This window comes from Kitasatospora sp. NPDC096077 (genome assembly GCF_040303245.1).
GTDB lineage: Bacteria > Actinomycetota > Actinomycetes > Streptomycetales > Streptomycetaceae > Kitasatospora.
The window spans coordinates 16,003-40,767 of the sequence record NZ_JBEOSV010000004.1 but is presented as its reverse complement, the minus strand read 5'-3'; the positions used below and the strand labels follow the sequence as shown (position 1 = coordinate 40,767).

29 protein-coding genes are annotated in these 24,765 nt (G+C 73.2%); 19 read left to right on the top strand and 10 right to left on the bottom strand.

Features of this window, described 5'->3' with window-relative positions; translation table 11 throughout:
* The first annotated feature begins 98 nt into the window (after positions 1 to 98).
* The 8 genes from ABTZ03_RS05610 to ABTZ03_RS05575 all read left to right on the top strand — a co-directional run bounded on the left by ABTZ03_RS05610 (position 99) and on the right by ABTZ03_RS05575 (position 5,902).
* The gene (locus tag ABTZ03_RS05610; protein WP_350511562.1) at positions 99 to 1,697 is read left to right on the top strand and encodes an ABC-F family ATP-binding cassette domain-containing protein; all 1,599 of its coding nucleotides are present in this window, start codon (positions 99 to 101) and stop codon (positions 1,695 to 1,697) included.
* A 327-nt stretch (positions 1,698 to 2,024) separates the two neighbouring features.
* The gene (locus ABTZ03_RS05605) at positions 2,025 to 2,258 is read left to right on the top strand and encodes a helix-turn-helix domain-containing protein (protein WP_030059940.1); all 234 of its coding nucleotides are present in this window, start codon (positions 2,025 to 2,027) and stop codon (positions 2,256 to 2,258) included.
* A gap of 234 nt (positions 2,259 to 2,492) precedes the next feature.
* Positions 2,493 to 3,299, top strand: coding sequence for an enoyl-CoA hydratase/isomerase family protein (locus ABTZ03_RS05600; RefSeq protein WP_350511561.1), 807 nt, complete (start codon positions 2,493 to 2,495; stop codon positions 3,297 to 3,299).
* A gap of 170 nt (positions 3,300 to 3,469) precedes the next feature.
* Positions 3,470 to 4,003 (top strand): Asp23/Gls24 family envelope stress response protein, encoded by a 534-nt coding sequence (locus ABTZ03_RS05595; RefSeq protein WP_350511560.1) that lies wholly within the window; start codon positions 3,470 to 3,472, stop codon positions 4,001 to 4,003.
* 99 nt (positions 4,004 to 4,102) lie between these two features.
* On the top strand, positions 4,103 to 4,294 hold the full coding sequence (locus tag ABTZ03_RS05590; RefSeq protein ID WP_196951007.1) for a hypothetical protein: 192 nt from the start codon (positions 4,103 to 4,105) through the stop codon (positions 4,292 to 4,294).
* Entirely contained in the window at positions 4,294 to 4,641 is a 348-nt protein-coding gene (locus tag ABTZ03_RS05585) for a hypothetical protein (RefSeq protein WP_350511559.1), read from the top strand. The genes ABTZ03_RS05590 and ABTZ03_RS05585 overlap by 1 nt, the downstream gene beginning before the upstream one ends.
* A gap of 53 nt (positions 4,642 to 4,694) precedes the next feature.
* Positions 4,695 to 5,258 carry a DUF6286 domain-containing protein gene (locus ABTZ03_RS05580; protein WP_350511558.1) on the top strand — a complete coding sequence of 188 codons (564 nt, stop codon included), beginning with the start codon at positions 4,695 to 4,697 and terminating at the stop codon, positions 5,256 to 5,258.
* Complete coding sequence (locus ABTZ03_RS05575) at positions 5,255 to 5,902, top strand: alkaline shock response membrane anchor protein AmaP (protein WP_350511557.1); 648 nt, start codon at positions 5,255 to 5,257, stop codon at positions 5,900 to 5,902. The genes ABTZ03_RS05580 and ABTZ03_RS05575 overlap by 4 nt, the downstream gene beginning before the upstream one ends.
* Before the next feature lie 51 nt (positions 5,903 to 5,953).
* Here ABTZ03_RS05575 and ABTZ03_RS05570 read toward each other — a convergent pair whose 3' ends face one another.
* Positions 5,954 to 6,715, bottom strand: coding sequence for an SDR family oxidoreductase (locus ABTZ03_RS05570; RefSeq protein ID WP_350511556.1), 762 nt, complete (start codon positions 6,713 to 6,715; stop codon positions 5,954 to 5,956).
* A gap of 101 nt (positions 6,716 to 6,816) precedes the next feature.
* On the opposite strand from ABTZ03_RS05570, the gene ABTZ03_RS05565 reads away from it, so the two are divergent.
* Together ABTZ03_RS05565 and trxA are read left to right on the top strand one after the other, a co-directional pair.
* Positions 6,817 to 7,224, top strand: coding sequence for a MerR family transcriptional regulator (locus ABTZ03_RS05565; RefSeq protein ID WP_350511555.1), 408 nt, complete (start codon positions 6,817 to 6,819; stop codon positions 7,222 to 7,224).
* 3 nt (positions 7,225 to 7,227) lie between these two features.
* On the top strand, positions 7,228 to 7,560 hold the full coding sequence (trxA, locus tag ABTZ03_RS05560; RefSeq protein WP_350511554.1) for a thioredoxin: 333 nt from the start codon (positions 7,228 to 7,230) through the stop codon (positions 7,558 to 7,560).
* 11 nt (positions 7,561 to 7,571) lie between these two features.
* On the opposite strand, the gene ABTZ03_RS05555 is transcribed toward trxA, so the two are convergent.
* Entirely contained in the window at positions 7,572 to 8,375 is an 804-nt protein-coding gene (locus tag ABTZ03_RS05555; protein WP_350511553.1) for an SURF1 family cytochrome oxidase biogenesis protein, read from the bottom strand.
* A 31-nt stretch (positions 8,376 to 8,406) separates the two neighbouring features.
* Positions 8,407 to 9,402, bottom strand: a complete 996-nt coding sequence (locus ABTZ03_RS05550) for a DEDDh family exonuclease (RefSeq protein WP_350511552.1) — start codon at positions 9,400 to 9,402, stop codon at positions 8,407 to 8,409.
* A 145-nt stretch (positions 9,403 to 9,547) separates the two neighbouring features.
* Between ABTZ03_RS05550 and ABTZ03_RS05545 the strand changes: the two genes are divergently transcribed.
* The 4 genes from ABTZ03_RS05545 (at position 9,548) to moaA (ending at position 13,892) form a co-directional block, all read left to right on the top strand.
* The gene (locus tag ABTZ03_RS05545; RefSeq protein ID WP_350511551.1) at positions 9,548 to 10,591 is read left to right on the top strand and encodes a zinc-dependent alcohol dehydrogenase family protein; all 1,044 of its coding nucleotides are present in this window, start codon (positions 9,548 to 9,550) and stop codon (positions 10,589 to 10,591) included.
* Positions 10,592 to 10,862: 271 nt separating this feature from the next.
* Positions 10,863 to 11,219, top strand: coding sequence for a DUF485 domain-containing protein (locus ABTZ03_RS05540; RefSeq protein WP_350511550.1), 357 nt, complete (start codon positions 10,863 to 10,865; stop codon positions 11,217 to 11,219).
* Entirely contained in the window at positions 11,216 to 12,823 is a 1,608-nt protein-coding gene (locus tag ABTZ03_RS05535; protein ID WP_350511549.1) for a monocarboxylic acid transporter, read from the top strand. The genes ABTZ03_RS05540 and ABTZ03_RS05535 overlap by 4 nt, the downstream gene beginning before the upstream one ends.
* A 79-nt stretch (positions 12,824 to 12,902) precedes the next feature.
* Positions 12,903 to 13,892, top strand: coding sequence for a GTP 3',8-cyclase MoaA (gene moaA, locus ABTZ03_RS05530; protein ID WP_350511548.1), 990 nt, complete (start codon positions 12,903 to 12,905; stop codon positions 13,890 to 13,892).
* 60 nt (positions 13,893 to 13,952) lie between these two features.
* On the opposite strand, the gene ABTZ03_RS05525 is transcribed toward moaA, so the two are convergent.
* The 6 genes from ABTZ03_RS05525 to ABTZ03_RS05500 all read right to left on the bottom strand — a co-directional run bounded on the left by ABTZ03_RS05525 (position 13,953) and on the right by ABTZ03_RS05500 (position 19,804).
* Positions 13,953 to 14,171, bottom strand: coding sequence for a hypothetical protein (locus tag ABTZ03_RS05525; RefSeq protein WP_350511547.1), 219 nt, complete (start codon positions 14,169 to 14,171; stop codon positions 13,953 to 13,955).
* A gap of 267 nt (positions 14,172 to 14,438) precedes the next feature.
* Positions 14,439 to 14,822, bottom strand: coding sequence for a DUF3099 domain-containing protein (locus ABTZ03_RS05520; RefSeq protein WP_350511546.1), 384 nt, complete (start codon positions 14,820 to 14,822; stop codon positions 14,439 to 14,441).
* Positions 14,823 to 14,966: 144 nt separating this feature from the next.
* Positions 14,967 to 15,515: an RNA 2'-phosphotransferase gene (locus ABTZ03_RS05515; protein WP_350511545.1), complete on the bottom strand. Its 549-nt coding sequence runs from the start codon at positions 15,513 to 15,515 to the stop codon at positions 14,967 to 14,969.
* 32 nt (positions 15,516 to 15,547) lie between these two features.
* Positions 15,548 to 16,945, bottom strand: a complete 1,398-nt coding sequence (locus tag ABTZ03_RS05510; RefSeq protein ID WP_350511544.1) for a metallopeptidase TldD-related protein — start codon at positions 16,943 to 16,945, stop codon at positions 15,548 to 15,550.
* Positions 16,945 to 18,498 (bottom strand): TldD/PmbA family protein, encoded by a 1,554-nt coding sequence (locus ABTZ03_RS05505; protein ID WP_502894397.1) that lies wholly within the window; start codon positions 18,496 to 18,498, stop codon positions 16,945 to 16,947. The genes ABTZ03_RS05510 and ABTZ03_RS05505 overlap by 1 nt, the downstream gene beginning before the upstream one ends.
* 160 nt (positions 18,499 to 18,658) lie before the next feature.
* On the bottom strand, positions 18,659 to 19,804 hold the full coding sequence (locus ABTZ03_RS05500) for an MBL fold metallo-hydrolase (protein WP_350511543.1): 1,146 nt from the start codon (positions 19,802 to 19,804) through the stop codon (positions 18,659 to 18,661).
* A gap of 315 nt (positions 19,805 to 20,119) precedes the next feature.
* Here ABTZ03_RS05500 and fabG point away from each other — a divergent pair, with 315 nt between their 5' ends.
* Together fabG and fabI are read left to right on the top strand one after the other, a co-directional pair.
* Positions 20,120 to 20,839 (top strand): 3-oxoacyl-[acyl-carrier-protein] reductase, encoded by a 720-nt coding sequence (gene fabG, locus ABTZ03_RS05495; protein WP_350511542.1) that lies wholly within the window; start codon positions 20,120 to 20,122, stop codon positions 20,837 to 20,839.
* A gap of 2 nt (positions 20,840 to 20,841) precedes the next feature.
* Entirely contained in the window at positions 20,842 to 21,609 is a 768-nt protein-coding gene (gene fabI / locus ABTZ03_RS05490; protein ID WP_350511541.1) for an enoyl-ACP reductase FabI, read from the top strand.
* A gap of 88 nt (positions 21,610 to 21,697) precedes the next feature.
* Here fabI and ABTZ03_RS05485 read toward each other — a convergent pair whose 3' ends face one another.
* The gene (locus tag ABTZ03_RS05485; RefSeq protein ID WP_350511540.1) at positions 21,698 to 22,387 is read right to left on the bottom strand and encodes a FadR/GntR family transcriptional regulator; all 690 of its coding nucleotides are present in this window, start codon (positions 22,385 to 22,387) and stop codon (positions 21,698 to 21,700) included.
* A 123-nt stretch (positions 22,388 to 22,510) separates the two neighbouring features.
* On the opposite strand from ABTZ03_RS05485, the gene ABTZ03_RS05480 reads away from it, so the two are divergent.
* The 3 genes from ABTZ03_RS05480 to ABTZ03_RS05470 all read left to right on the top strand — a co-directional run bounded on the left by ABTZ03_RS05480 (position 22,511) and on the right by ABTZ03_RS05470 (position 24,720).
* Positions 22,511 to 23,797 (top strand): CynX/NimT family MFS transporter, encoded by a 1,287-nt coding sequence (locus ABTZ03_RS05480; RefSeq protein WP_350511539.1) that lies wholly within the window; start codon positions 22,511 to 22,513, stop codon positions 23,795 to 23,797.
* Positions 23,798 to 23,901: 104 nt separating this feature from the next.
* Entirely contained in the window at positions 23,902 to 24,024 is a 123-nt protein-coding gene (locus ABTZ03_RS05475; RefSeq protein ID WP_350511538.1) for an SGM_5486 family transporter-associated protein, read from the top strand.
* 168 nt (positions 24,025 to 24,192) lie between these two features.
* Complete coding sequence (locus ABTZ03_RS05470; protein WP_350511537.1) at positions 24,193 to 24,720, top strand: SixA phosphatase family protein; 528 nt, start codon at positions 24,193 to 24,195, stop codon at positions 24,718 to 24,720.
* Positions 24,721 to 24,765 lie beyond the last annotated feature (45 nt).

Sequence of the window (24,765 nt, the reverse complement as noted above, 5' to 3'; positions counted from 1 at the left end):
GTTCCACCGCGCCGACCGCCGATGAAGCCCCGTTACCGCTTCCCGCCGCCCGGGCCCGTACCCGGCCGCCCGCCCACGTCCCAGGAGTAGTTCCAGCCATGATTTCCGCCAACGCCCTTGAGCTGCGCGCCGGTGCCCGGGTCCTGATCGAGTCCGCGAACTTCAAGGTCGCCGCCGGTGACCGGATCGGCCTGGTCGGGCGCAACGGCGCCGGCAAGACCACGCTCACCAAGGTGCTGGCCGGTGAGGGCATGCCCGCCGCCGGTACGGTCACCCGCAGCGGCGAGGTCGGCTACCTCCCGCAGGACCCGCGCACCGGCGACCTGGACGTCCTCGCCAAGGACCGCATCCTCTCCGCCCGCGGCCTCGACACCGTGCTGAAGAAGATGCGCGAGAACGAGGACCGGATGGCCAACGGCAAGGGGGCCACCCAGGAGAACGCGATGAAGAAGTACGCGCGCCTGGAGACCGAGTTCCTCACCAAGGGCGGGTACGCCGCCGAGGCCGAGGCCGCCACCATCGCCGCCGCCCTGGGCCTGCCGGACCGCATCCTCGCCCAGCCGCTGCACACCCTCTCCGGCGGTCAGCGCCGCCGCGTCGAGCTCGCCCGGATCCTCTTCTCGGACTCCGACGTGCTGCTGCTCGACGAGCCCACCAACCACCTGGACGCGGACTCGATCGTCTGGCTGCGGGACTTCCTGAAGACGTACAAGGGCGGCTTCATCGTCATCTCGCACGACGTCGACCTGGTCGAGACGGTCGTCAACAAGGTCTTCTACCTGGACGCCAACCGCTCCTGCATCGACGTCTACAACATGGGCTGGAAGCAGTACCAGCAGCAGCGCGAGGACGACGAGAAGCGCCGCAAGCGCGAGCGGGCCAACGCCGAGAAGAAGGCCGCGACGCTGAACGCCCAGGCCGACAAGATGCGGGCCAAGGCCACCAAGACGGTCGCCGCGCAGAACATGGCCCGGCGCGCCGACAAGCTGCTCTCCGGCCTGGAGCAGGTGCGCCAGAGCGACAAGGTCGCCAAGCTGCGCTTCCCGGACCCGGCCCCGTGCGGCAAGACTCCGCTGACGGCCAGCGGCCTGTCCAAGTCCTACGGCTCGCTGGAGATCTTCACCGACGTCGACCTGGCGATCGACCGGGGCTCCCGGGTCGTCGTGCTGGGCTTCAACGGCGCCGGCAAGACCACCCTGCTGCGGATGCTGGCCGGGGTCGAGGCGCCGGACACCGGCGAGGTGATCCCGGGCCACGGCCTGAAGATCGGCTACTACGCCCAGGAGCACGAGACCCTGGACGCGGAGCGCAGCGTCCTGGAGAACATGCGCTCGGCCGCGCCGGACACCGACCTGGTGCAGATCCGCAAGATCCTCGGCTCCTTCCTGTTCTCCGGCGACGACGTGGACAAGCCCGCCGGGGTGCTCTCCGGTGGTGAGAAGACCCGACTGGCCCTGGCCACCCTGGTGGTCTCCTCCGCCAACGTGCTGCTGCTGGACGAGCCCACCAACAACCTGGACCCGGCCAGCCGCGAGGAGATCCTCGGCGCGCTGCGCGACTTCAGCGGTGCGGTCGTGCTGGTCACCCACGACGAGGGTGCGGTCGAGGCGCTCGAACCGGAGCGGATCATCCTGCTGCCCGACGGGGTGGAGGACCTCTGGAACCCGTCGTACGCCGATCTGGTCTCGCTGACCTGACCGGAACTAGACGCCCTATCGGCTTTTCGGACCAGAAAATCTAGTCCTTTCGGCGTGTCCGGGAATGAAGAAGACCCGGATTCCGTTTAAGCACTTCCCGTCGGCCCGCCACTCGATCGTGGTCGGGCCGACGTTGCTGATCAGCTCTTTCTCGGCATACGGCGGAATCAGTCCGGGGGCGTGCACTCTGCGTGAGCGCCCCGGTGCGCTCGGATCACCACCGCAGGACCACGCATTTGCGACATCGACCTTGTCGAATGGGTGGCCAGGACGCGGTGGATGGGTGATCATGGGAATCTGACCGAGCAACGCTACGAGGAGGCACGGGTGGCCGAGACTCTGAAAAAGGGCAGCCGGGTGACCGGTGCCGCGCGTGAGAAGCTCGCGGCCGATCTCAAGAAGAAGTACGACTCCGGGGCGAGCATTCGCGCTCTCGCGGAGGAGACCGGTCGTTCGTACGGCTTCGTGCACCGGATGCTGAGCGAATCCGGAGTGATTCTCCGGGGCCGCGGTGGTGCCACGCGGGGCAAGAACAAGGCGACTGCCGGGGCCGGTTCCTGACGGTTCGTCAGCCCCGGAGCTGGATGGCGCGGCGGCAGGGCGCCGGCCGAGGAGACGACAGCTGACCACAGCTGGGCGTCCGCCCTCGGATCGAGTGGACCGGCCGCCGATCGTCATGTCCGGATCCCGGACCCGCTCCTCCCCTCCTGATCTTTCCGGGCCGGGGCCCTGCCCGTTCGCGCCCAGTTTTGTTACTCTCCGGTAGCCACGTCCCCCGCCACCGGAGGTTCCCGCATGACCGCCCCCGCCACCGACCCGCAGGCCCCGAGCTGGGAGCGGGACGGCGTCCGTCTGGAGATCGACGGCGAGCTGGCCGTCGTCACCCTCTGTCAGCCCAAGCGGCGCAACGCCCAGTCGCCCGCGCTCTGGCGTGCCCTCGCCCAGGCCGGCCGCGAACTGCCCGGCAGCGTGCGGGTGGTGCTGCTGCGCGCCGAGGGCGTCTCCTTCTCGGCCGGGCTGGACCGGGCCATGTTCACCCCCGAGGGCATCCCCGGCGAGCCCACCTTCCTGCAACTGGCCGGCTCCGCCGACCGGGAGCTGGACGAGGCCATCGCCGGCTACCAGGAGGCCTTCACCTGGTGGCGCCGAGCCGACCTGGTCACCATCGCGGTCGTCCAGGGTCACGCCGTAGGGGCCGGCTTCCAGCTCGCGCTCGGCTGTGACCTGCGGGTGGTCGCGGACGACGTGCAGTTCGCGATGAAGGAGACCTCGCTCGGCCTGGTCCCGGACCTGGCCGGCACCAAGCCGCTGGTCGAACTGGTCGGCTACGCCCGGGCGCTGGAGATCTGCGCGACCGGCCGCTGGGTCGGCGCGGAGGAGGCCACCGCGACCGGGCTGGCCAACCTGGCCGTGCCCGTCGCCGAGCTGGACGCCGCCGCCCGCGACCTCGCGGCCGCCCTGCTGGCCGCTCCGCGCGGGGCCGTGATCGAGACCAAGGCGCTGCTCCAGGGCGCCTCCGGACGGTCGTACGAGGAGCAGCGTTCGGCCGAACGGGCGGCCCAGGCCCGTCGGCTGCGGGAGCTCGCCGGGATCGGCGACTGACCCGTCCGCCAACAGCCGGAGGCCCGGCCCGGGGGAGTGCCCCGGGGCCGGGCCACCGGCGTTCCCGGGGCACTCCCGGGGGCGTACTCGGCGGGCGGGGGCCGTGGCGGAATGCCAGGCTTGGGGAGGTTTGCGATACAGCTGGAGCCGCCACGAGGGAGATGCGCCCCATGCCCGACACCCCGACCCCCGCGACCCTGCACAAGAACCCCGGCGGTGGGCCCGTGCCCGGCCCGCCCGCCGGTGCCAGGCCCGCGTCCGGCGCGGGCGGGGACGGCGGCCGGCCGGTCGGCGAGCGCGGGCGCACCGCGCTGGCGGTCGGCGTGGTGGAGAAGATCGCCGGGATGGCCGCTCGGGAGGTGGCCGGCATCCACGCGCTGGGCTCCGGGCTGGCCCGCACCTTCGGCGCGATGCGGGACCGGGCGTCCGGCGGCAGGGCCGGCATCGGACGCGGGATCAAGGCCGAGGTCGGCGAGAAGCAGACCGCGATCGACATCGCCCTGGTGGTCGAGTACGGCGTGGTGATCCCCGAACTCGCCCGCCAGGTGCGGGAGAACATCATCGACGCGGTGGAGCGGATGACCGGCCTGGAGGTCGTCGAGGTCAACATCGCGGTCAACGACGTCCACCTCCCGGACGAACCGGAGGCGGAGGAGGACGAGGAGCCGGTGGCGGTGTCGGGGCAGCGGCCCAAGCTCAAGTAGCGCCCGGCGCCCGGCGTTCGCGCCCGGTGTTCGGCGCGGGGCGTTCGGCGCGGGGCGTTCGGTGTTCGGCGGAGGACGAGGGAGACGAGGGAGTAGCGGATGAACCTGGCCATCGTCGGCCTGGTGGTGGGCATGGCCCTCGGCTTCGCCGGGTACTTCGGCGGGTTCGCGGCGTTCCTGCTGGTGGCGGCGCTCGGGCTGGTCGGCTTCGTGGTCGGGCGGCTGCTGGAGGGCGACATCGAGCTGGGCGACCTCGGGGACCTGCTCCGCGGCCGCGACCGGCGGCGCTGATGGGGGCCTCGGTTCCCGCCCCCGCCCCCGCCGCGGCGCGCCGGGGGCGGCTTCGGGTCGCCGACCGGGTGTACCGGCGGATCGCCGGGCAGGCGGCCCGGGAGGCGCTCGCCGAGGCGTGGGCCGGGCGGTCGGCGCAGGGGGCGCCGCCCCGGGTGTCGGTGGCCCGGCCGGGCAGCACGGTGACCGTCCGGGTGGCGGTCGACCTGCCCTTCCCCGCCGACCTCGCGGGCCTCGCCCGGGGCGTCCGGGACCGGGTGGCCGAGCGGGTGGCCGGGCTGACCGGGACCAGGGTGTCCCAGGTGGTCGTCGTGGTGGAGACGTTGGTCCCCCGGGCAGCCCGGTGAGCACCGCGAGTGCGGCGCGTGCGGAGCGGGGGGCCGCCGACCGGGAGCGGAGGGTGCCCCGGCTGCGGTCGGCCCGGGCGGCCGTGGCGGCGCTGGTCGCCACGGTGGTCCTGGTGGTCGCGGGGGCGCTGCTGTACGACGCGGTCGCGGTGCGGGCCGGACAGCCGGCCCGGCGCTGGCGGGCGCGGCTCGCGGACGAGCTGGCCGCCCGTCACCTGGCGGACCAGTGGGTGCTGGTGGGCGCCGGTGCGGCGGTCCTGGTGGGCGGCTGGCTGCTGTGGCTGGCGTGCGCGCCCGGGCTGCGCCGCTGGTTGGTGCTGCGCCCGTACGGCGGGACGGCCGCGGCGATCGAGCGGGCCGGGATCGGGCACCTGCTGGCGGACCGGGCGGCCGGGTCGCCGGGCATCGACCGGCTGCGGATCCGGGTCGGCCGGCGGCGGGTGCGGGTGTCGGTGAGCGGGCCGGTGGACCCGGCGACGGTGCAGCGGCAGCTGCGGGAGGAACTGGCACGGGTCGGGCTGGCGCGGCCGCTGCGCCTGGACGTGCGGTCCTGGGGCGGGTCGGCCGGGGTGGTGCCGGAGGAGACGGCCGACCGGGCGGGGGAGGCGGCGCGGTGAGCCGGACGGTCGTCAACCGGGTGCTGCTGGGGCTGGTGGGGGCGGTGCTGCTGGGGGTCGGGGTGCTGGTGCTGGCGGGCGGGCTGGACCTGTACCGGCGGCTCGGGGTCCACCCGCCCGGCTGGTGGCCGCTGACCTCGCCGGACCAGCCGGTGGTCGGTGCGCGCTCCCGGCGCCGGTGGGCCGGGTCCTCGTGGTGGTGGCCGACGGTGCTCGGCGGGCTGTCGGTGCTGGTGCTGGGGACGGCCTGGTGGCTGGTCGCCCAGCTGCGCCGGACCGGGCTGCCGGGGATCGCCGTGCCGACGCCGGGGGTGGCCGGGCTGCGGCTGCGGGTGGGTGCCCGGGCCCTGGAGGAGGCACTGGAGCAGGGCACGGCGGTGCTGCCGGAAGTCGAGCGGGCGGGGGTGCGACTGGTCCGGGCACCCGGGCACCCCCGGCTGCGCGGGGCCGTCCGACTGACCCCGGGCGGGGACCCGGTGGCGCTGGTGGAGCACTTCGAGGACGGCCCCCGGGCGGACGCGGTGCGCAGCCTGGGGCTGGCGGAGCTGCCGGCCGACCTGCGGATCAGGGTGCTGCAGGAGGCCTCCGCCGGGCGCCGGCGCCGGGTCGCCCGGCGCCGGCCGGAGCGGCGGAGGCTGGAGTAGCGGGGGCTGGAGCAGGCCCTACCCGCGTGCGGGTGCCTTCAGCGGGCGCGGTCAGAGGGAGCGCAGGGCGCCGCCGTCGACGGGGACCATCAGGCCGGTCAGGTAGGAGGCGGCGGGGGAGAGCAGGAAGGCGGCGACCTTGCCGAACTCCTCGGGGGTGCCGTAGCGGCCGAGCGGGATGGTGGCGCTCGCCTCGGCGCGGGCGGCCTCGGGGTCTGCGGCGAGGGCGTCGAGCTCGCGGACCCGGTCGGTGTCGATCCGGGCCGGGAGCAGGCCGAGCACCCGGATGCCGCGCGGGCCGAGCTCGTCGGCGAGGGCCTTGGCGGCCATCGCCAGGCCGGGGCGCAGGCCGTTGGAGATGCCGAGGCCGGGGATCGGCTGGCGGACCGAGCTGGAGAGCACGAAGCCGATCACGCCGCCGGCCGGGAGGGCGGCCGCCGCGGTGCGGGCCAGCCGCAGGGCGCCGAGGAAGACCGACTCGAAGGCGTCCCGCCAGGCGGACTCGGGGGTGGTCTCGACCGGGCCGGCCTGCGGGCCGCCGACGCTGATCAGGATGCCGTCGAAGCGGCCGAAGCGCGCCTTCGCCTCCGCGATCAGGCGCTCGGCGGCGTCCGGGTCGGCGTTGTCGGCGACCAGGCCGTGGGCGCTGCCGAGCGCGTCGAGCTCGGTGACGGCCGCGTCGACGGCCGATCGGGTGCGGCCGCTGATCAGCACGTGGGCGCCGTCGGCGGCCAGTTCGCGGGCGGCGGCGAGGCCGAGGCCCCGGGTGGCGCCGGTGACGACGTAGGCCTTGTTCTTCAGTCCGAGATCCATGGGGGACATCTTGCCGGGCCACGGCCCCGCGTTCGCACTGGCGTTGACGTCCGGGGCAAGGTTTACCGTCGGTACCGGCTGTTCGGAAGGAGTGGTTCGGCGTGCGGATCGGGGAGTTGGCGGAGCGGGCGGGGACGACCACGCGGGCGCTGCGGTACTACGAGCAGTTGGGACTGCTGCCGGCCCGGCGGGCCGGCAACGGGTACCGGGCGTACGGCGAGGAGGACCTGCGGCTGCTTCGGGAGATCCGGATGCTCCAGGACTTCGGCTTCGGGCTGGAGGAGACCCGGCCGTTCGTGGAGTGCCTGCGGGCCGGGCACCCGGAGGGTGACTCCTGCCCGGCCTCGCTGGAGGTGTACCGGCGCAAGCTCGCGGAGCTGGACGAGTGCATCGCGCGGCTGCGGGACGTGCGCGAGCAGGTGTCCGGTCAGTTCGAGCGGGCGGTGCGGGCGCGGGACGAACTCGCCTCCGCCGAGCAGTCTCCCCTGTGTGAACTGGCGAAGGAGTAGGCGATGGTGGAGATCCCGGGTGTGCCGGCGGTGACGGACGAGACGTTCGCGGCGGAGGTGCTGGCGGCCGAGGGGCCGGTGCTGGTCGACTTCACGGCGGACTGGTGCCCGCCGTGCCGGATGATGGCGCCGGTGCTGGCGGACGTCGCGCGGGAGGAGGCGCACCGGATGCGGGTGGTCAGCCTGGACGTGGACCACAACCCCCGGACCCAGGCGGCGTACGGGGTGCTGTCGATGCCGACGCTGATGCTGTTCCGGGGCGGGGAGCCGGTCCGCTCGGTGGTGGGGGCGCGGGCGAAGGCGCGGCTGCTGCGGGAGTTGGCGGACGTGCTGTAGCGCGCCGTCGGTCAGGCCGGCAGGGCGTCGAGGGCGACCTCGGGCTCGCCGGCCTGCTTGGCGCGGTCCTTGGCCTCGCGGCGGATGAGGACCCAGACGCCGACCGGGATCATCGCCGTGAACAGCCACCACTGGACGGCGTACGCCATGTGCGGGCCGATGTCGGAGTGGTTGGGCTCGCCGATCAGCTCGGGCTGGTCGGCCGGGGCCGGGGTGGTGCCGGTGAGCTCCAGGTACCCGCCGAGCAGGGCGGTTCCGCTCTCCTTGGACTGCTGCTCGGTGTTGATCAGGTTGAACTGGCGGTCCGGGAGGCCGGCCCGGTCCTTGACCCAGCCGCCGCTGCTGCTGGTGGTCTCGTCGGCGCGCAGCCGGCCGGTGAGGGTGACCTCGCCGGTGGGGGCGGCCGGGACCGGCGGGTACTGGGTGGCGCCGTCGCCGGAGGGCACCCAGCCGCGGTTGATCAGCACGGTGCCCTTGCCGTCGGCGAGCTTCAGCGGGGTGATGACGAAGTAGCCGAGGGTGCCGTTGGAGTCGGTGCGCTTGCGGACCACGAACTCGTGGGCCGGGTCGTACTGCCCGGTGGCCGTCACGGCGTGCCAGAGGAGGCCGGAGGGCACCCCGGCGCCGGGGGCCGTCGACAGGGAGTCGAAGGGCACCGGGGGGGCCGTCAGGGCCTTGCCGACCAGCTCGTTCCGGGCCACCCGCGCCTCGTGGCGGTGCAGCTGCCAGAAGCCCAGCTTGATCGTCGCGGGGATCAGCAGCAGCGCGATCAGCATGGTGATCAGCCACTGTCGGGTCAGCAGAAAACGGTACACATGGGAACGGTACGCCGACCTCACAACCGGCTCACGCACCGGGGTGCGGGGCGACCTCGCGCAGCAGTTGGAGGAAGGCGTCCTCGGTGATCACGGGGGTGCCGACGTCGCGGGCCTTGCGGGCCTTGCCGCTCCAGCTGGTCGGTTCGTTGGTGACCAGCAGGCTGGTGAGCCGGCTGACCGAGCCGGCGATGTGCAGCCCGGCCTCGACGGCGCGGTCCTCCAGCACCTCGCGGTCGGTGGCGGTGTCCCCGGTGAAGGCCACCCGCATGCCCTGGACCAGCGGCTTGCCGTCCTCCCAACGCCCCGGGTTGGGGTACGGGCAGGGCGGGCGCTTCTTGGCCTGGCGGTACTGGGAGCCGGTCCAGTTGCCGCGGCTGGGGGTGGCGGGCTCGTCCTCGCCGAGGTCGGTGACCGCGACGCAGGTCTGCAGCGGCAGCGCGAGGCCGGCCAGCCGGGCCAGCCGCAGGCTGGGGCGGAAGGCCTCGGCGAGCACCCGGGCGTCGTCCAGGGCGTTGTGGGCCTGCAGCTGCTGGACGCCGAAGTGGGCGGCGAGCGAGGCGAGCTTGCCGTTGGGCAGCGGCAGGCGCAGGTCGCGGGAGAGGACCATGGTGCACAGCCGCTGTTCGACCGGAGCGGTGCGGCCGGCCCGGGAGAACTCGCGGGAGATCATGTTCCAGTCGAACAGCGCGTTGTGGGCGACCAGCACGCGGTTCGCCAGGCGGGTGGCGAACTCCTCGGCGATCTCGGGGAAGGTCGGCGCACCGGAGAGCAGCTCGGCGGTGAGGCCGTGGATCCAGACCGGGCCCGGGTCCCGCTCGGGGTTGACCAGGGTGTACCAGTGGTCGGTCACCTCGCCGTCGCCGTCCAGCTGGTAGACGCCCGCCGAGATGACGCGGTCGGAGCGGCCGAGACCGGTGGTCTCGACGTCGACGACCGCGAAGCCCTCGGCGGGGGCGGCGGAGCGCTGGGCGGGGACCGGGGCGGTCCGCGGCGCGCCGTACGTCTCGGGCTGGATCGGTTGCATGGTCCAACAGGATAAGGGGCGAGCCGGTCGGGTCCGGTCGAAATGTTCCGACGCGGGGGCCGGAATAGAGTGGTCGGAGGGGATGTCGGACACCTGATCGAGATCGTTTTCGGTCCTCGGACCGGATCTTTGTGAGGAAGAACGCATGCGTGCCACGGTGATTCACGGACCCAACGACATCCGGATCGAGGACGTGCCCGACCCGGTGATCCAGCACCCCACGGACGTGGTGGTGCGGGTGGTCAACGCCTGCATCTGCGGCAGCGACCTGTGGGCCTACCGCGGGGTGGCCCAGCGGGTGGCCGGGCAGCGGATCGGGCACGAGTTCCTCGGGGTGGTCGAGGAGGTCGGCGCCGAGGTCCGGGGTTTCACGAAGGGCGACCTGGTGGTCGCGCCCTTCGTCTGGTCGGACGGCGTCTGTGAGTTCTGTCTCGAAGGCCTGCAGACCTCCTGCCCGCACGGCGGGTTCTGGGGCTCGGTCGGCTCGGACGGCGGCCAGGGCGAGGCGGTCCGGGTGCCGTTCGCGGACGGGACGCTGGTGAAGCTGCCGAAGGAGGCGGAGGGCGACGAGAAGCTGCTGCCGGGGCTGCTGGCGCTGTCCGACGTGATGGCCACCGGGCACCACGCGGCGGTGTCCGCGCGGGTGCGTCCGGGGGCGACGGTCGCGGTGGTCGGCGACGGCGCGGTGGGCCTGTGCGGCGTGCTGGCGGCGCACCGGCTGGGCGCGGGCCGGATCATCGCGCTGGGCCGCCACCCCGCCCGGACGGAGCTGGCCCGGCGCTTCGGGGCGACGGACGTGGTGGCCGAGCGCGGCGAGGCCGCGGTCGAGGCGGTCAAGGAGCTGACCGGCGGGCTGGGCGCGCAGGCGGTGCTGGAGGCGGTCGGCACCGAGGAGTCGATGCGGACGGCGATCTCGATCACCCGGGACGGCGGCGCGGCCGGCTACGTGGGCGTGCCGCACGGCGGCTCCGCGGGCGTCGACATCGGTCAGATGTTCGGCCGAAACGTTTCGCTGAACGGTGGCGTCGCGCCGGCCCGGGCGTACATCCCCGAGCTGCTGCCGGACGTGCTCTCGGGTGCGATCGAGCCGGGCCTGGTCTTCGACCGGACGGTCGACCTGGACGGCGTGCCGGACGGCTACCGGGCGATGGACGACCGTTCGGCGCTGAAGGTCCGGATCGCGTTCTGACGCTCCGTCAACAGGGGTGGCACCGTTGGACGGTGTCACCCCTTTCGGTTCCTCCGGCCCCTCCGGGCACACTCCGGACGGCGCGGCGAGCGGCGGTTTTCGGCCAATTGGATAGTGCGAGGGGGTGAACGACTGGCTGATCGCGGTCAACCTCTTCCGGGGTGGGCACGACGCTCCTAGCATTGCGCGGCGCGCACGGGGAATGTGACGTCCCTCACGTTCGATTGTTCCCACCCGTGTGACCGCCCCACCGAAGGAGTGAGGAGACAGAGTGGATTCGCCGCCGATCACCACTACCGCCACGGAAGTCCAACTCATCGACGACAGCGAGGAGTTCCGTACCCTGCGGCGCTCGTTCCGGAGCTTCGCCTTCCCGGTCACCATCGGCTTCGTGCTCTGGTACCTGCTCTACGTCCTGCTCTCCTGCTACGCCCCCGGGCTGATGGGCACCAGGGTCCTCGGGCACATCAACGTTGCCCTGGTGCTCGGGTTGCTGCAGTTCGTCACCACCTTCGTCATCGCCGGTTGGTACGCCCGCTACGCGGACCGGCGGATCGACCCGCCCGCCGCCGCGATCCGCGAGGCCCACGGCGCCGTCGTCCACGCTCCCCGGGAGGCCGCCGAATGACCTTGCTCGCCAGCTCCGCCACCGACCACCGCGGTCTGACGATGGCCCTGTTCGGACTCTTCGTGGCGGCCACCCTGGTCATCACCGTCTGGGCCGGGCGGCAGAACCGCAGCGCCGCCGACTTCTACGCCGGCGGCCGCGGTTTCACCGGCTTCCAGAACGGCCTGGCCATCTCCGGCGACTACATGTCCGCCGCCTCCTTCCTCGGCATCGCCGGCACCATCGCGCTGGCCGGCTACGACGGCTTCCTCTACTCGATCGGCTTCCTGGTCGCCTGGCTGGTCGCGCTGCTGCTGATCGCCGAACCACTGCGCAACTCCGGCCGCTTCACCATGGCGGACGTGCTCGCCTTCCGGATGCGCCAGCGTCCGGTGCGCACCGCGGCGGGCGTCTCCACCATCGTGGTGTCGATCTTCTACCTGCTGGCCCAGATGGTCGGCGCCGGGACGCTGGTGGCCCTGCTGCTCGGCGCGGAGGGGAACGCCGCCAAGCGCTGGACCATCGTCGGCGTCGGCGCGCTGATGATCGTCTACGTGGTGATAGGGGGTATGAAGGGCACCACCTGGGTGCAGATCGTCAAGGCCGTGCTGCTGATCGCCGGCGCCGCGCTGATGACCGTCCTGGTGCTGGCCAAGTACCACTTCAACCCCTCGGAGCTGCTCGGCGCGGCGGCGAGTGCCAGCGGAAAGGGCGAGGCCTTCCTGCAACCCGGGCAGAAGTACGGCACCGGCACCGCCAAGCTCGACTTCATCAGCCTGGGCATCGCGCTGGTGCTCGGCACCGCCGGCCTGCCGCACATCCTGGTCCGCTTCTACACCGTGCCCACCGCCAAGGCGGCCCGGAAGTCGGTGCTCTGGGCGATCGGCATCATCGGCGTCTTCTACCTGATGACCCTGGCGCTCGGCTTCGGCGCGGCCGCGCTGGTCGGCTCCAAGGAGATCAAGGCGGCCAACGCGGCCGGGAACACGGCCGCCCCTCAGCTGGCCGAGGCGCTCGGCGGCGGCAGCGGCAGCACCGGCGGTGCGATCCTGCTCGCGGTGATCTCGGCGGTCGCCTTCGCCACCATCCTGGCCGTGGTCGCCGGGCTCACCCTGGCCTCCTCGGCCTCCTTCGCCCACGACCTGTACGCCAACGTGATCCGGCGCGGGAAGGCGAGCGAGCGCGAGGAGGTGCGGTCGGCGAAGTGGGCCGCGGTCGGGATCGGCGCGGTGTCGATCGTGCTCAGCCTCTTCGCGGACAAGCTCAACACCGCCGCCCTGGTGGCGCTGGCCTTCGCGGTGGCGGCCTCGGCCAACCTGCCCACGCTGCTCTACTCGCTGTTCTGGAGGCGGTTCACCACCGTCGGCGCGGTCAGCTCGGTCTACGCCGGACTGGTCAGCTCGGTGCTGCTGGTGGTCTTCTCCCCGGTCGTCTCCGGCGCCAAGACCTCGCTCTTCCCGGACTCCGACTTCCACTGGTTCCCGCTGGAGAACCCTGGCCTGGTCTCCATCCCGATCGGCTTCCTGGCCGGCTGGCTGGGCACCCTGCTGTCCAGGGAACAGCCCGACCCGGCGAAGTACGCTGAACTGGAGGTCCGCTCGCTCACCGGGCTGGGAGCCCACTGATCGATCCGGCATGACTATGCTGGCCCGGCCCCGCCGCGACGGTGGACCGGGCCGGCCGCTTTTTCGGGAAGGGACGCACGTGCTGCTCGACACCTTCGGACGACGCGCCGTCGACCTGCGGGTCTCCCTGACCGACCGGTGCAACCTCCGCTGCACGTACTGCATGCCGGAGGAGGGGCTGCAGTGGCTGGCCAAGCCCGAGCTGCTGACCGACGAGGAGATCGTCCGGCTGGTCTCCCTGGCCGTGCGCGACCTGGGCGTGCGCGAGGTCCGCTTCACCGGCGGCGAGCCGCTGCTGCGCCCCGGGCTGGTCGCGGTCGTGGCCGCCTGCTCCGAGCTGGAGCCGCGCCCGGAGCTCTCCCTCACCACCAACGGCATCGGGTTGGCCCGGACCGCGACGGCGCTGCGCGAGGCCGGGCTGGACCGGGTCAACGTCTCGCTGGACACCCTCGACCCCGAGGTGTTCTTCACGCTCACCCGCCGCCGGCGCCACCAGGACGTGCTGGACGGGCTGGCCGCCGCCGAGGCGGCCGGGCTGGCGCCGGTGAAGCTGAACGCGGTGCTGATGCGCGGGGTCAACGACCACGAGGCGGCCGACCTGCTGGCCTGGTGCCTGGAGCGGGGCTACGAGCTGCGCTTCATCGAGCAGATGCCGCTGGACGCCCAGCACGGCTGGGACCGCTCGTCGATGGTCACCGCGGAGGAGATCCTCGAACTGCTGCGGGCCCGCTTCGTCCTCACCCCGGAGCCGTCCGCGCGCCGGGGCGCGGCGCCCGCCGAACGCTGGACGGTGGACGGCGGCCCCGGCCGGGTCGGGGTGATCGCCTCCGTCACCCGGCCGTTCTGCCGGGCCTGCGACCGGACCCGGCTGACCGCCGACGGGCAGGTGCGCAACTGCCTGTTCGCGACCGGGGAGACCGACCTGCGCACCGCGCTGCGCTCGGGGGCGGACGACGCGGAGCTGGCCGCGCTGTGGCGGGCGGCGATGTGGGGCAAGAAGGCCGGGGCCGGGATCGACGACCCGGAGTTCCACCAGCCCGAGCGGCCGATGTCGGCGATCGGCGGTTAGACCGGACGGCGGCCGGGCAGGACAGCGGCCGGGCAGGACAGCGGCCGGGCCGGACGGCGATCAGGCCTCTTCGGCGGTCCAGTCGGCGAAGGCGACGACCTCCTTGAGGAAGCCGCGCACGCCCAGGAACTGGGACAGGTGCTCGCGGTGCTCCTCGCAGGCCAGCCAGGTCTTGCGGCGGTCCGGGGTGTGCAGCTTGGGGTTGTTCCACACCAGCACCCAACGGGCGTCCGCCCGGCAGCCCTTGGCGGAGCAGATCGGCGTCTGCGCGGTGTCCATCGGGGGCCGTCCTCGGTGCTCAGGCGGGTGCGTCGTCACCGCCAGTCTGTCACGCCGGTCGGGCTCGCCCGGATCCGGACATGGCGACGCCGGGCAGCCACGGGGGGAGCCGCCCGGCGTCGGTCCGTCGCTCCGACGGGGGATGCGGAGCGCGTACGCAGTATGTCACGCCGAGACCCTCGGATGGGGAGGTCTTGCATGATTAATCTGAGGTTCTTTTGAGCTTTCGTGGAGTCGAATCCGGCTGAACCAGAGCGAATCGGACGATCAGTCCGTGCGCGGCGGCGCCTCGGCGGCCGGGGCCTTTGCCTGTCCTGTACCAGTGGCCGCACCAGCCCCACCCGTACCACCCGGGCCGAGCATCAGCGGGGTGTCGGCCGGGAAATCGAAGGTGCTCGGCAGACCCGGCGCCTGCTCCCGGCCGGCGTTGGCGATCAGCACCGCGAAGTACGGCAGCAGCACACCGCCGCCCAGTGCGGCGAAGGCCAGCCAGCGCTGGACGTCCCACAGCACCACCGCGAGCAGCACGCAGACGGTGCGGATCAGCATCGAGATGACGTACCGGCGCTGGCGCCCCCGGACGTCCTCGGAGAGGCTGCTGCGCGCGCCCGTGATCCGGTAGACCTGTTCGCCCTCGGCGCTCTTGCCCATGTGTCCTACCGCCCTCGTCCACGCGCCCGCGCGCCGTTCCGCGCGGCCTCCTCACGGTACGCCCGGGCGGCGGGGACGACGAGACCGGGTGGGCGGGGCCCACCCGGTCGGGCGTGATAGAGGAGCCGTACGGCGCTGTGGGTGTCAGGAGCGCCGGGAGAGGTATTGCGGGGGGACGGCGTCGGTGAGCCAGACGCCGTTCTCGCTGAGCCGGAACTCGTATCCGTCCGCCGCCATCGCGGCCGCGTTCACGGTCAGCACGACCGGGCGGCCGTGCCGGGCGCCGACCCTGGTCGCCGTCTCGGTGTCCGCCGACAGGTGGACGTCCTGCCGGGTCATCGGGCGCAGGCCCTCCCGGAAGATCGGGGCCAGGTGGCGGTCGGCGGTGCCGTGGTACAGCACGTGGGGCGGCTCGGTGGCGGTCAGACCGAGGTCGACCGCCACCGTGTGGCCCTGGTTGGCGCGGATGGAGAGGCCGTCCGGCGAGTAGCCGAAGCGGCGCTTGTTGTTGGTGGCCACGACGTGGTCGAGCTCGGGCCGGGTGAGCGGCCGGCCCTTCGCGGCGAGCGCGTCGAGCAGGACGTCGATCCGGACCCAGCCGGAGCCGTCCAGGGTGATCCCCAGCAGCTCCGGCTCGTGCCGCAGGATGCGCGACAGCATCTTGCTCGATCTGACCAGCCGCTTTTCGTCCATCATGTTCTTCGTATCCCCCCGTCGGCCGCCGGCTATGAGGCCTGGCTGACCGAACTCATGTTGAAGTCCGCGACACGCACGGGTGGCATCGCGGTGCGGGTGAAGTAGTCGCTCCACTCGCGCGGCAGGCAGCGTTCGGTGCGGCCCGCCTCGGTGATCCGGCCGAGCAGGTCGACCGGGGACTCGTTGAACCGGAAGTTGTTGACCGCGCCGACCACTTCGCCGTTCTCGACCAGGTAGACGCCGTCCCGGGTGAGGCCGGTGAGCAGCAGCGTCGCCGGGTCCACCTCGCGGATGTACCAGAGGCAGGTGAGCAGCAGGCCGCGCTCGGTGCGGGCGATCATCTCGTCCAGGGTCGGCGCGGACTCCTGGTCGGCCGTCTCCAGCACCAGGTTGTCGACCGACGGGCGCAGCGGCAGGCCGGTGAGGGCGGCCGCGTGCCGGCTGGTGATCAGCTCGGTCAGCACGCCCTCGCGGATCCAGTCGGTGGCGGTGACCGGAGCGCCGTTGTCGAAGACCGAGACGTCGCCGCCGGTGCTGTGCGTCAGCACGAACGGGGCGGCCTCCAGGCCGGGTTCGCGCGGGTCGGCGCGCAGGGTCAGCGGCAGGCCGGCCAGCTTGTCGCCGAGCCTGGTGCCCCCGCCGGGCTTGGCGAAGACCGTCCGGCCCTCGGTGGCGTCCCGGCCGCCGGAGGACCAGTGGAGGTAGACCATCAGGTCGGCGACGGCCGAGGGCGGCAGCAGCGTCTCGTACCGTCCGGCGGGCAGGTCGACCTTGCGGGCGCCCCAGCCGAGCCGCTTGGTGAGCTCGGCGTGCAGGGCCGGGACGTCGACGTCGGTGAAGTCCCGGGTGGCGGCGCCGACCCAGGCCGAGCCGCTGAGGTCGGCCGTCTTGGCGTTGAGCTCGACCGTGCCGGTGGGCTGGTCGTGGCGCAGCCGCAGGCCGGTGGAGCTGCCCAGGTAGCTGGTGACGACCTCGTGCCGGGCGAAGCCGTAGAGCAGCTCGCCCTGGGCGGCGGCCCGGGCGAAGGCCGCGCCGAGGGCCGGGCCGAAGGCCTCGAACACCTCGATCGAGGTCTCCGCGGGCGGTCGGCCGAAGTCCGGGGACGGCGGCACGTCGGCGATCAGCGGCTGGGCGTCCTCGGCCGGGCCGGCCGCCCGGGCGGCCTCCTCGGCGGCCCGGACCAGGTCCTCGACGTCCTCGGCGGTGACGGCCTCGCGGGAGACCACGCCGGAGGCGGTGCCCTCGGCGCCGGCCACGGTGGCGATCACGGTGAGCCGGCGGCCACGGGTGACGCCGTTGGTGGTCAGGGCGTTGCCGGCCCAGCGCAGGTTGGCGGTGGACTCCTCGTCGGCGATCACCACGCAGCCGTCGGCGCGGGAGAGGCCGAGCGCCAGCTCGACGAGTTCGTGGGGCTGCATCGCGGTCATCAGTGACCCGCCTCCTGCTGGGTGTTGAGCACGTTGACGTTGCGGAACAGTGCCGACGGGCAGCCGTGGCTGACCGCCGCGACCTGGCCGGGCTGCGCCTTGCCGCAGTTGAAGGCGCCGCCGAGGACGTAGGTCTGCGGTCCGCCGACCGCCGCCATCGAGCCCCAGAAGTCGGTGGTGGTGGCCTGGTAGGCGAAGTCCTTGACCTGGCCCGCGAGTTCGCCGTTCTTGATGGCGTACGCGCGTTGCCCGGTGAACTGGAAGTTGTAGCGCTGCATGTCAATCGACCACGAACGGTCGCCGACGATGTACAGGCCGTTCTCCACCCCGGCGAACAGGCCCGCGGTGTCCGGGCCGTCGGCGGCGGGCCGGAGCGAGACGTTGGCCATCCGCTGGACCGGGACGTGCGCGGGGGAGTCCGCGAAGGCGCAGCCGTTGGAGCGCTCGAAGCCCTTCAACTTGGCCATGCCGCGGTCGAGTTGGTAGCCGACCAGGACACCGTCCCTGACCAGGTCCCAGGACTGGGTGGCGACGCCCTCGTCGTCGTAGCCGATGGTGGACAGGCCGTGCTCGGCGGTGCGGTCACCGGTGACGTGCATCAGCTCGGAGCCGTAGCGGAGGCTGCCGAGCCGGTCGAAGGTGGCGAAGGAGGTACCGGCGTAGGCGGCCTCGTAGCCGAGCGCGCGGTCCAGCTCGGTGGCGTGGCCGATCGACTCGTGGATGGTCAGCCAGAGGTTGGACGGGTCGACGACCAGGTCGTAGCGGCCCGGGCGGACGCTCGGGGCCTTCATCTTCTCGGCCAGCAGGACGGGCAGTTCGGCGAGTTCGCCGTCCCAGTCCCACTCCGTCCCGGTCAGGTACTCGTAGCCGCGGCCGACCGGCGGGGCCAGGGTGCGCATCGAGTCGAAGGCGCCGGTGCGCTCGTCGACCGAGGTGGCCTCCAGGTCGGAGTGCAGCCGGATGCGCTGCTGGGTGGTCGTGGTGCCCGCGGTGTCCGCGTAGAACTTGTTCTCCTGCACCGTCAGCAGGGCCGCCTGGACGTGCGAGACGCCCGGCGCGGCCAGCAGCCGGGCGCTGCGCTCGGCGAGCAGCGCGGTCTTCTCGGCGTCCGGCACCTCGAAGGGGTTGACCTCGTACGCGGAGACCCAGGTGGCGTCCCGGTGGACCGGCTCGTCGGCCAGCTCGACCCGCTCGGTGGAGCCGGCCGCCCGGCTGATCCCGCCGGAGAGCCGGGCCACCGCGACGGCCTGGGCGGCGACCTCCGCCGCGGCCGCCGGGGTGAGGTCCACCCCGGCGGCGAAGCCCCAGGCGCCGTCCAGCAGCACCCGGACGGCGAAGCCCAGTTGCACGCTGTCGGAGGTGCCGGCCGGCCGGGCGTCGCGCAGCCGCCAGGAGGCGCTGCGGACCCGTTCCAGCCGGAAGTCGGCGTGGCTCGCGCCGAGTTCGCGGGCCCGGCTGAGGGCCGCGTCGGCGAGGGTGCGCAGCGGCAGGGCGAGGAACAGCGGGTCGACGGCGCGGGCGGACGCGGCGCCGGCGCTGTTCGCCGCAGGGATCGGAGGCAATCGGGCTCCCAGGTCGCGGAGGGGGGCGGTGCGGGGCCACAGGGGCGCCCGCACCGCATCATTTCCCGTCCACGGGGTTTCCGGCCAGCGCATTTCACCCGGTGCGCTGCGGTTTCGGACAGCGCCGGCCCCCGGCGTGTCGGGAGGTCCGTCAGGAGACGGACTCCCACCAGCCGTCCAGCTCCGGCGGGTTGTCCACGTCGACCCGCTCGCCCGGTCGGGGGACGGCCAGCGGGACGGCCTGGGTCTTGGCCTCCTTGAGCAGCCGTTCGACCGGTTCGGCCCACGGGTGCAGGCCCAGGTTGAAGGTGCACCAGTGGACCGGCACCAGCAGCCCGGCCCGGAGGTCCCGGTGGGCGAGGACGGCGTCCTCGGGGGTCATGTGGATGTCCGCCCAGGCCGTGTCGTAGGCGCCGATCTGCACCAGGGCGGCGTCGAAGGGGCCGTGCTGCGCGCCGATCCGGGCGTAGCCCTCGAAGTAGCCGGAGTCGCCGGTGTAGAAGGCCTTGCGGCTCGGGCCGGCGATCACCCAGGAGCCCCACAGGGTGGTGTTGCGGGTCAGTCCGCGGCCGGAGAAGTGGTGGGCGGAGGTGAGGGTGAGCACCAGCTCGCCCAGGGTGCAGGTCTCGTCCCAGTCCAGCTCGATGATCCGGTGCTCGGGGACGCCCCAGCGGCGCAGGTGGCCGCCGATGCCGAGCGGTACGGCGAAGGGCGCGGACTGGCTGCGCACCAGGCGCTTGACGGTCGCCATGTCGAGGTGGTCGTAGTGGTCGTGGGAGATCAGCACCGCGTCGACCGGCGGCAGCTCCTCCAGCTCGACCGGCACCGGGTGCAGCCGCTTGGGGCCGACGTGGGCGGCGGGGGAGCAGCGGTCGCTCCAGACCGGGTCGAGCAGCACGCGCGAGCCCTCGATCTCCACCAGCGCGGAGGCGTGCCCGTACCAGGTGATCTCCAGGCCCTCGGCGGCCGGCCCGGTCGCGGCGGCGGGGCGGACGGTGGGCACCGGGTGGGCCGGGACGCGGCCCTCGCGCTGGAACAGCATCCGGCGGACGGTGTCGCGGTCGAAGTCCGGGGTGGCGGTGGACCGGGCGAGGTCCGAGGGCGCGTTGTGGAAGACCCCGTCGCGGTACTGCGGGGAGTTGCGCACCCGCGCCTCGCGCTCGCCGTCCGGGCGGCGCCCGAACGCCGCGGGCAGGTCGCGCAGTGCCCAGGCGGTCGCGCCGAGGCCCGCGGCCAGGGCGGTGAGGGCGAGCAGTCGTCCGCGTCGGGAGGTGCTCCCGGGCCGTGCCTTGGTCATGCGCCCTGCCTTCGTTTCCGCACCGGGACTCATCGGGGAAGGGTACGGCCGGTCCCGGTTCGGTCCGCACCACGGGGCAACGGGCGCGGCCGTCCGTGTTGTTCCCGTACAGCGGCCCCTTTCGCGGCGGTCCTGCGGCCGGTGGGGCGGGGTGGGGAACGGGCAGGTGGCGGGGCTCCGGATTGTCGGATTGCCACAGATCCTCCGGTGCGGCGCTGTGGGGGCCCGATTCGCCGCCGCCGCCGACCGCCCGATAGCGTCACACCGCGTACGCATTCCGACGTACGCGCTGACCACATGGAGAGAGGTGGGTCGTTGAGCCGCTCGGTTCTCGTCACCGGAGGAAACCGGGGCATCGGCCTCGCGATCGCCCAGGCCTTCGCCGAGGCGGGCGACAAGGTCGCCATCACCAGCCGCTCGGGTGAGGTGCCCGAGGCCCTGGCGAAGTACGACGTCCTCGCGGTGCGCTGCGACATCACGGACGCCGCGCAGGTCGACGCCGCCTTCACGGAGATCGAGCAGAAGCACGGCGCGGTCCAGGTGCTGGTCGCCAACGCGGGCATCACCAACGACACCCTGCTGCTGCGGATGACCGAGGAGGACTTCACCTCCGTCCTGGACACCAACCTGACCGGCACCTTCCGGGTGGTCAAGCGCGCGTCGCGGCTGATGATGCGCGCCAAGAAGGGCCGCGTGGTGCTGATCTCCTCCGTGGTGGGCCTGTCCGGCTCGCCGGGCCAGGCCAACTACGCCGCCTCCAAGGCCGGCCTGGTCGGCTTCGCCCGCTCCCTGGCGCGCGAGCTGGGTCCGCGCAACATCACCGTCAACGTGGTCGCCCCCGGCTTCGTCGACACCGACATGACCGCCGTGCTCAGCGACGAGCGCCGCGCGGAGATCGTCTCGGGCGTGCCGCTGGGCCGTTACGCGGCGCCCGCCGAGGTCGCCTCCACCGTGCGGTTCCTCGGTTCGGACGAGGCCGCGTACATCACCGGAGCCGTCATTCCCGTCGACGGCGGATTGGGCATGGGTCACTGATCATGAGTGGAATCCTCGAGGGCAAGCGGATCCTGATCACCGGCGTGCTGATGGAGTCCTCCATCGCCTTCCACGCCGCCAAGCTCGCCCAGGAGCAGGGCGCGGAGATCATCCTCACCGCCTTCCCGCGGCCGACCCTGACCGAGCGGATCGCCAAGAAGCTGCCGCACCCGGTCAAGGTGCTGGAGCTGGACGTCTCCAACCCGGAGCAGCTGGCCGGCATCGCCGACCAGGTCCGGGAGACCCTGCCGACCCTGGACGGCATCGTCCACTCGATCGGTTTCGCGCCGCAGGACGCGCTGGGCGGCAACTTCCTGGACACCCCGTGGGAGTCCGTGGCCACCGCGATGCACGTCTCGGCGTACTCGCTGAAGTCGCTGACGACGGCGCTGATGCCGCTGATGCAGGACGGCGGCTCGGTGGTCGGCCTGACCTTCGACGCCCAGTTCGCCTGGCCGCAGTACGACTGGATGGGCCCGGCCAAGGCCGCCCTGGAGGCCACCAACCGGTACATGGCCCGCTACCTGGGCGCGCGGGACATCCGCTGCAACCTGGTCTCGGCCGGCCCGCTCGGCTCGATGGCCGCCAAGTCCATCCCGGGCTTCGGCGACCTGGCCGACACCTGGAACCACCGCTCCCCGCTGAAGTGGGACCTGAGCGACCCGGAGCCGGCCGGCCGCGCCATCGTCGCGCTGCTGTCGGACTGGTTCCCGAAGACCACCGGCGAGATCGTCCACGTCGACGGCGGTCTGCACGCCATCGGGGCCTGACCGCCCGATCGTCCTCGACGCCGCTGCCCGGCACCCCGTCCTGGGGTGCCGGGCAGCGGCGTTCCCGTCGCGGTGGACCGGACCGGGCCTACGCGTCCGGGGCGGCCTGGACGTCGGTGGTCGCGCAGGCGATGGCGCGGCCGGCCTCGACCGAGGCGCGCCGGGCGTCGCGGTCCCGGATGGCGTCCCGGATGGTGTCGTGGCCGATGTAGCGCTCGGCGATCAGCTCGGGGCCGACGTCGTTGCGCAGGTGCTCGCGGGTGACCTCGCCGAGGTCGGAGTAGACGGCCAGCAGCACGTCGTTGTGGGCGGCGGCCACCACGGCCTGGTGGAAGGCGGCGTCGGCCTGGACGAAGTCCTCGGCGTCGCCGGAGCGCCAGGCGGCCTCGCGCCGGTCGAGCGCGGCGTCCAGCAGGCCGAGGTCGCGGTCGGTGCGGCGGACGGCGGCCAGCCCGGCCGCGGAGGTCTCCAGCGTCGCCCGCAGCTCGGCGACCTGGGCCTGGTCGGCGTCGGCGAAGCGGCGGTGCATCACCCCGGCCAGCTCGCTGGTGGCGAGCACATACGTGCCGGAGCCCTGGCGGATGTCCAGCAGGCCGTTGTGGGCGAGGGCCCGGACGGCCTCCCGGACGGTGTTGCGGGCCACCCCGAGCTGCTCGACGAGGGCGGCCTCGGTGGGGATGCGCGAGCCGACGGGCCACTCCCCGGAGGTGATCTGGGCGCGCAGCTGCGCGATCACCTGGTCGGACAGCGGGGTGCGCCTCGGCGAGGACAGCGCCACGGGGACTCCTTGCGACTACGGGGTGGGTGGGCCCTGGAGGGAGATGGCCGGTGGATGAACGGTCGGCACATCATGCCAATTCCAAGGTGCATCAATTCATCCCATCATTCTATGATGGCGCACATGCCTCCCGCAGCAGACACCACCACCACCCCCGCACGTACCGGGGACCGGCCGCAGACCGAGCGGCCCGACGCCTCCGCCAAGTACCTCGGCGTGCTGTTCGCCGTCGCGATCGCCGCCGCCGCGTTCAACCTGCGCCCCGTGGTCACCAGCCTCGGGCCGCTGCTCGACCAGGTCCGCGGCGACCTCGGGATGAACCCGACCCTCGCCGGACTGCTCACCGCCGTCCCCTCGCTCTGCTTCGGGCTGTTCGGTTTCGCCGCACCCGCGGCGGCCCGCCGGGTCGGCCCGATCGCCGTGGTCACGGCCGGCATGGGCGCGATCACCGCGGGCGTGCTGGCCCGCTCCTTCGCCGGCGGCACCGCGGTGTTCCTGCTGCTCACCGCGCTCGCCCTGGCCGGGGTGGCGGTCTCCAACGTGCTGCTGCCGGTGGTGATCAAGCGGTACTTCCCGGAGAAGGTCGGGCCGATGATCGGCCTGTACTCGATGGCGCTGTCGGCAGGCACCGCGCTGGCCGCCGCCGTCACCGTGCCGGTGACCAGCGCGCTCGGCGGCGACTGGCGCTACGGCCTGGGCGTCTGGGCCGCGCTCGGCGCGCTCGCCCTGGTGCTCTGGCTGCCGGTGCTGATCGCCAAGCGCGAGCGCGGGGAGCGCGCCGGGGGCGCGGCCGTGCCCGCCAGGCTGCCGATCACCCGCAGCCGTACGGCCTGGGCGCTGGCCTGCTTCTTCGGCCTCCAGGCCACCGGCGCCTACGTGGTGATGGGCTGGCTGCCGAAGATCTTCCAGGACTCCGGGATCGACAAGGGCACCTCCGGGGTGCTGCTCGCGGTCACCATGGTGATCGGCGTGCCGGTCTCCTTCGTGCTGCCCAACCTGGCCGCCCGCCGCGGCGACCAGCGGCTCTTCGTGGTCGTGCTGGCCTGCTGCGGCATCGTCGGGTACGCCGGGCTGGCGCTCGCCCCGGCCGGCGGGGCGTGGCTGTGGGCGGTGCTGGTCGGTCTGTCCAACTGCGCCTTCCCGCTGGTGCTGACGATGATCGGGCTGCGCGCCCGGACCCCGGGCGGGGTGGCCCAGCTGTCCGCCTTCGCCCAGGGTTTCGGCTACCTGATCTCCATCCCGGGCCCGATCCTGATCGGCCGGCTCTACCAGGCCACCGGCCAGTGGTACTGGCCGCTGGGCTTCCTGTCGCTGCTGCTGGTGCCGCAGATGCTGTTCGGCCTGCGGGCCGCGCGGGCCCGGCACATCGAGGACGAGGCGGTCCTGCCGGTCGAGCCGGCCAAGGCCTGACCGCTCAGGGTCCGGCGGTCGCGTCGCGGTCCGGAAGGTCAAGGCCAGGCCAAGGCGGTGGGGCCAGCGCGGAACGGGCGTGTTCGGGGTGGTTGAATCCCGACATGCCCGTTCTCGACCCGAATCCCACCGACGGCCGCAAGCAGCTCGGCCGCATCGCCCTCGCCTTCGCCGGCATCGTGGTGCTGGTGGCGATCATCGCCACCGTCGCCGCCGCGATGGGCTGACCCGTCCGCTCCGCCCGCCCGTGGTGCCCGCCGCACCGTCGCCGTACCCCCGGAGTCCCGCACTCCCGGTGACGGCGATCGGCCCGGGACGGCACCCGCCACCCCCCGGAGTGGCGGCAGCCGGGAGCACCGCGCCCCCGGACCGCTTTTCTGCCAAGCTTGCTGGGTATGAGCGCCGAAACGCCCCGCAGGATCATCGTTCTCCGCCACGCCAAGGCCGACTGGCCGGACGGGGTGGACGACCACGACCGGCCGCTGGCCGACCGGGGCCGCCAGCAGGCCCCGGACGCCGGCCGCTGGCTGGTCGACTCCGGCATCAACCCCGACTTCGTGCTCTGCTCCACCGCCCTGCGCACCCGTGAGACCTGGAAGCTGGCCGCGCACGAGCTGCCCAAGCGGGCCCGCCGGACGGTGTACGAGGACCGGATCTACGAGGCCAGCCCGGGCGAGATCATCGCCGTCCTCCAGGAGACCCCGGAGGAGTTCGCGGACGTGGTGCTGGTCGGCCACAACCCCGGTGTGCTGGGCCTGACCCAGGTGCTGGCCGGGGACAGCGGCGACGTCGACGCGCTGAACCGGCTGCGGCTGGGGGGCTTCCCGACGGCGGCGATCGCGGTGCTCAGCTTCGGCGGGTCCTGGAAGGACGTCGAGCCGGGCGTGGCCGCGCTGGTCTCGTACCACACGCCGCAGGACTGACCTCCGGAACATGCTTGAGGGGCGCGCGGATTGGATCCGCGCGCC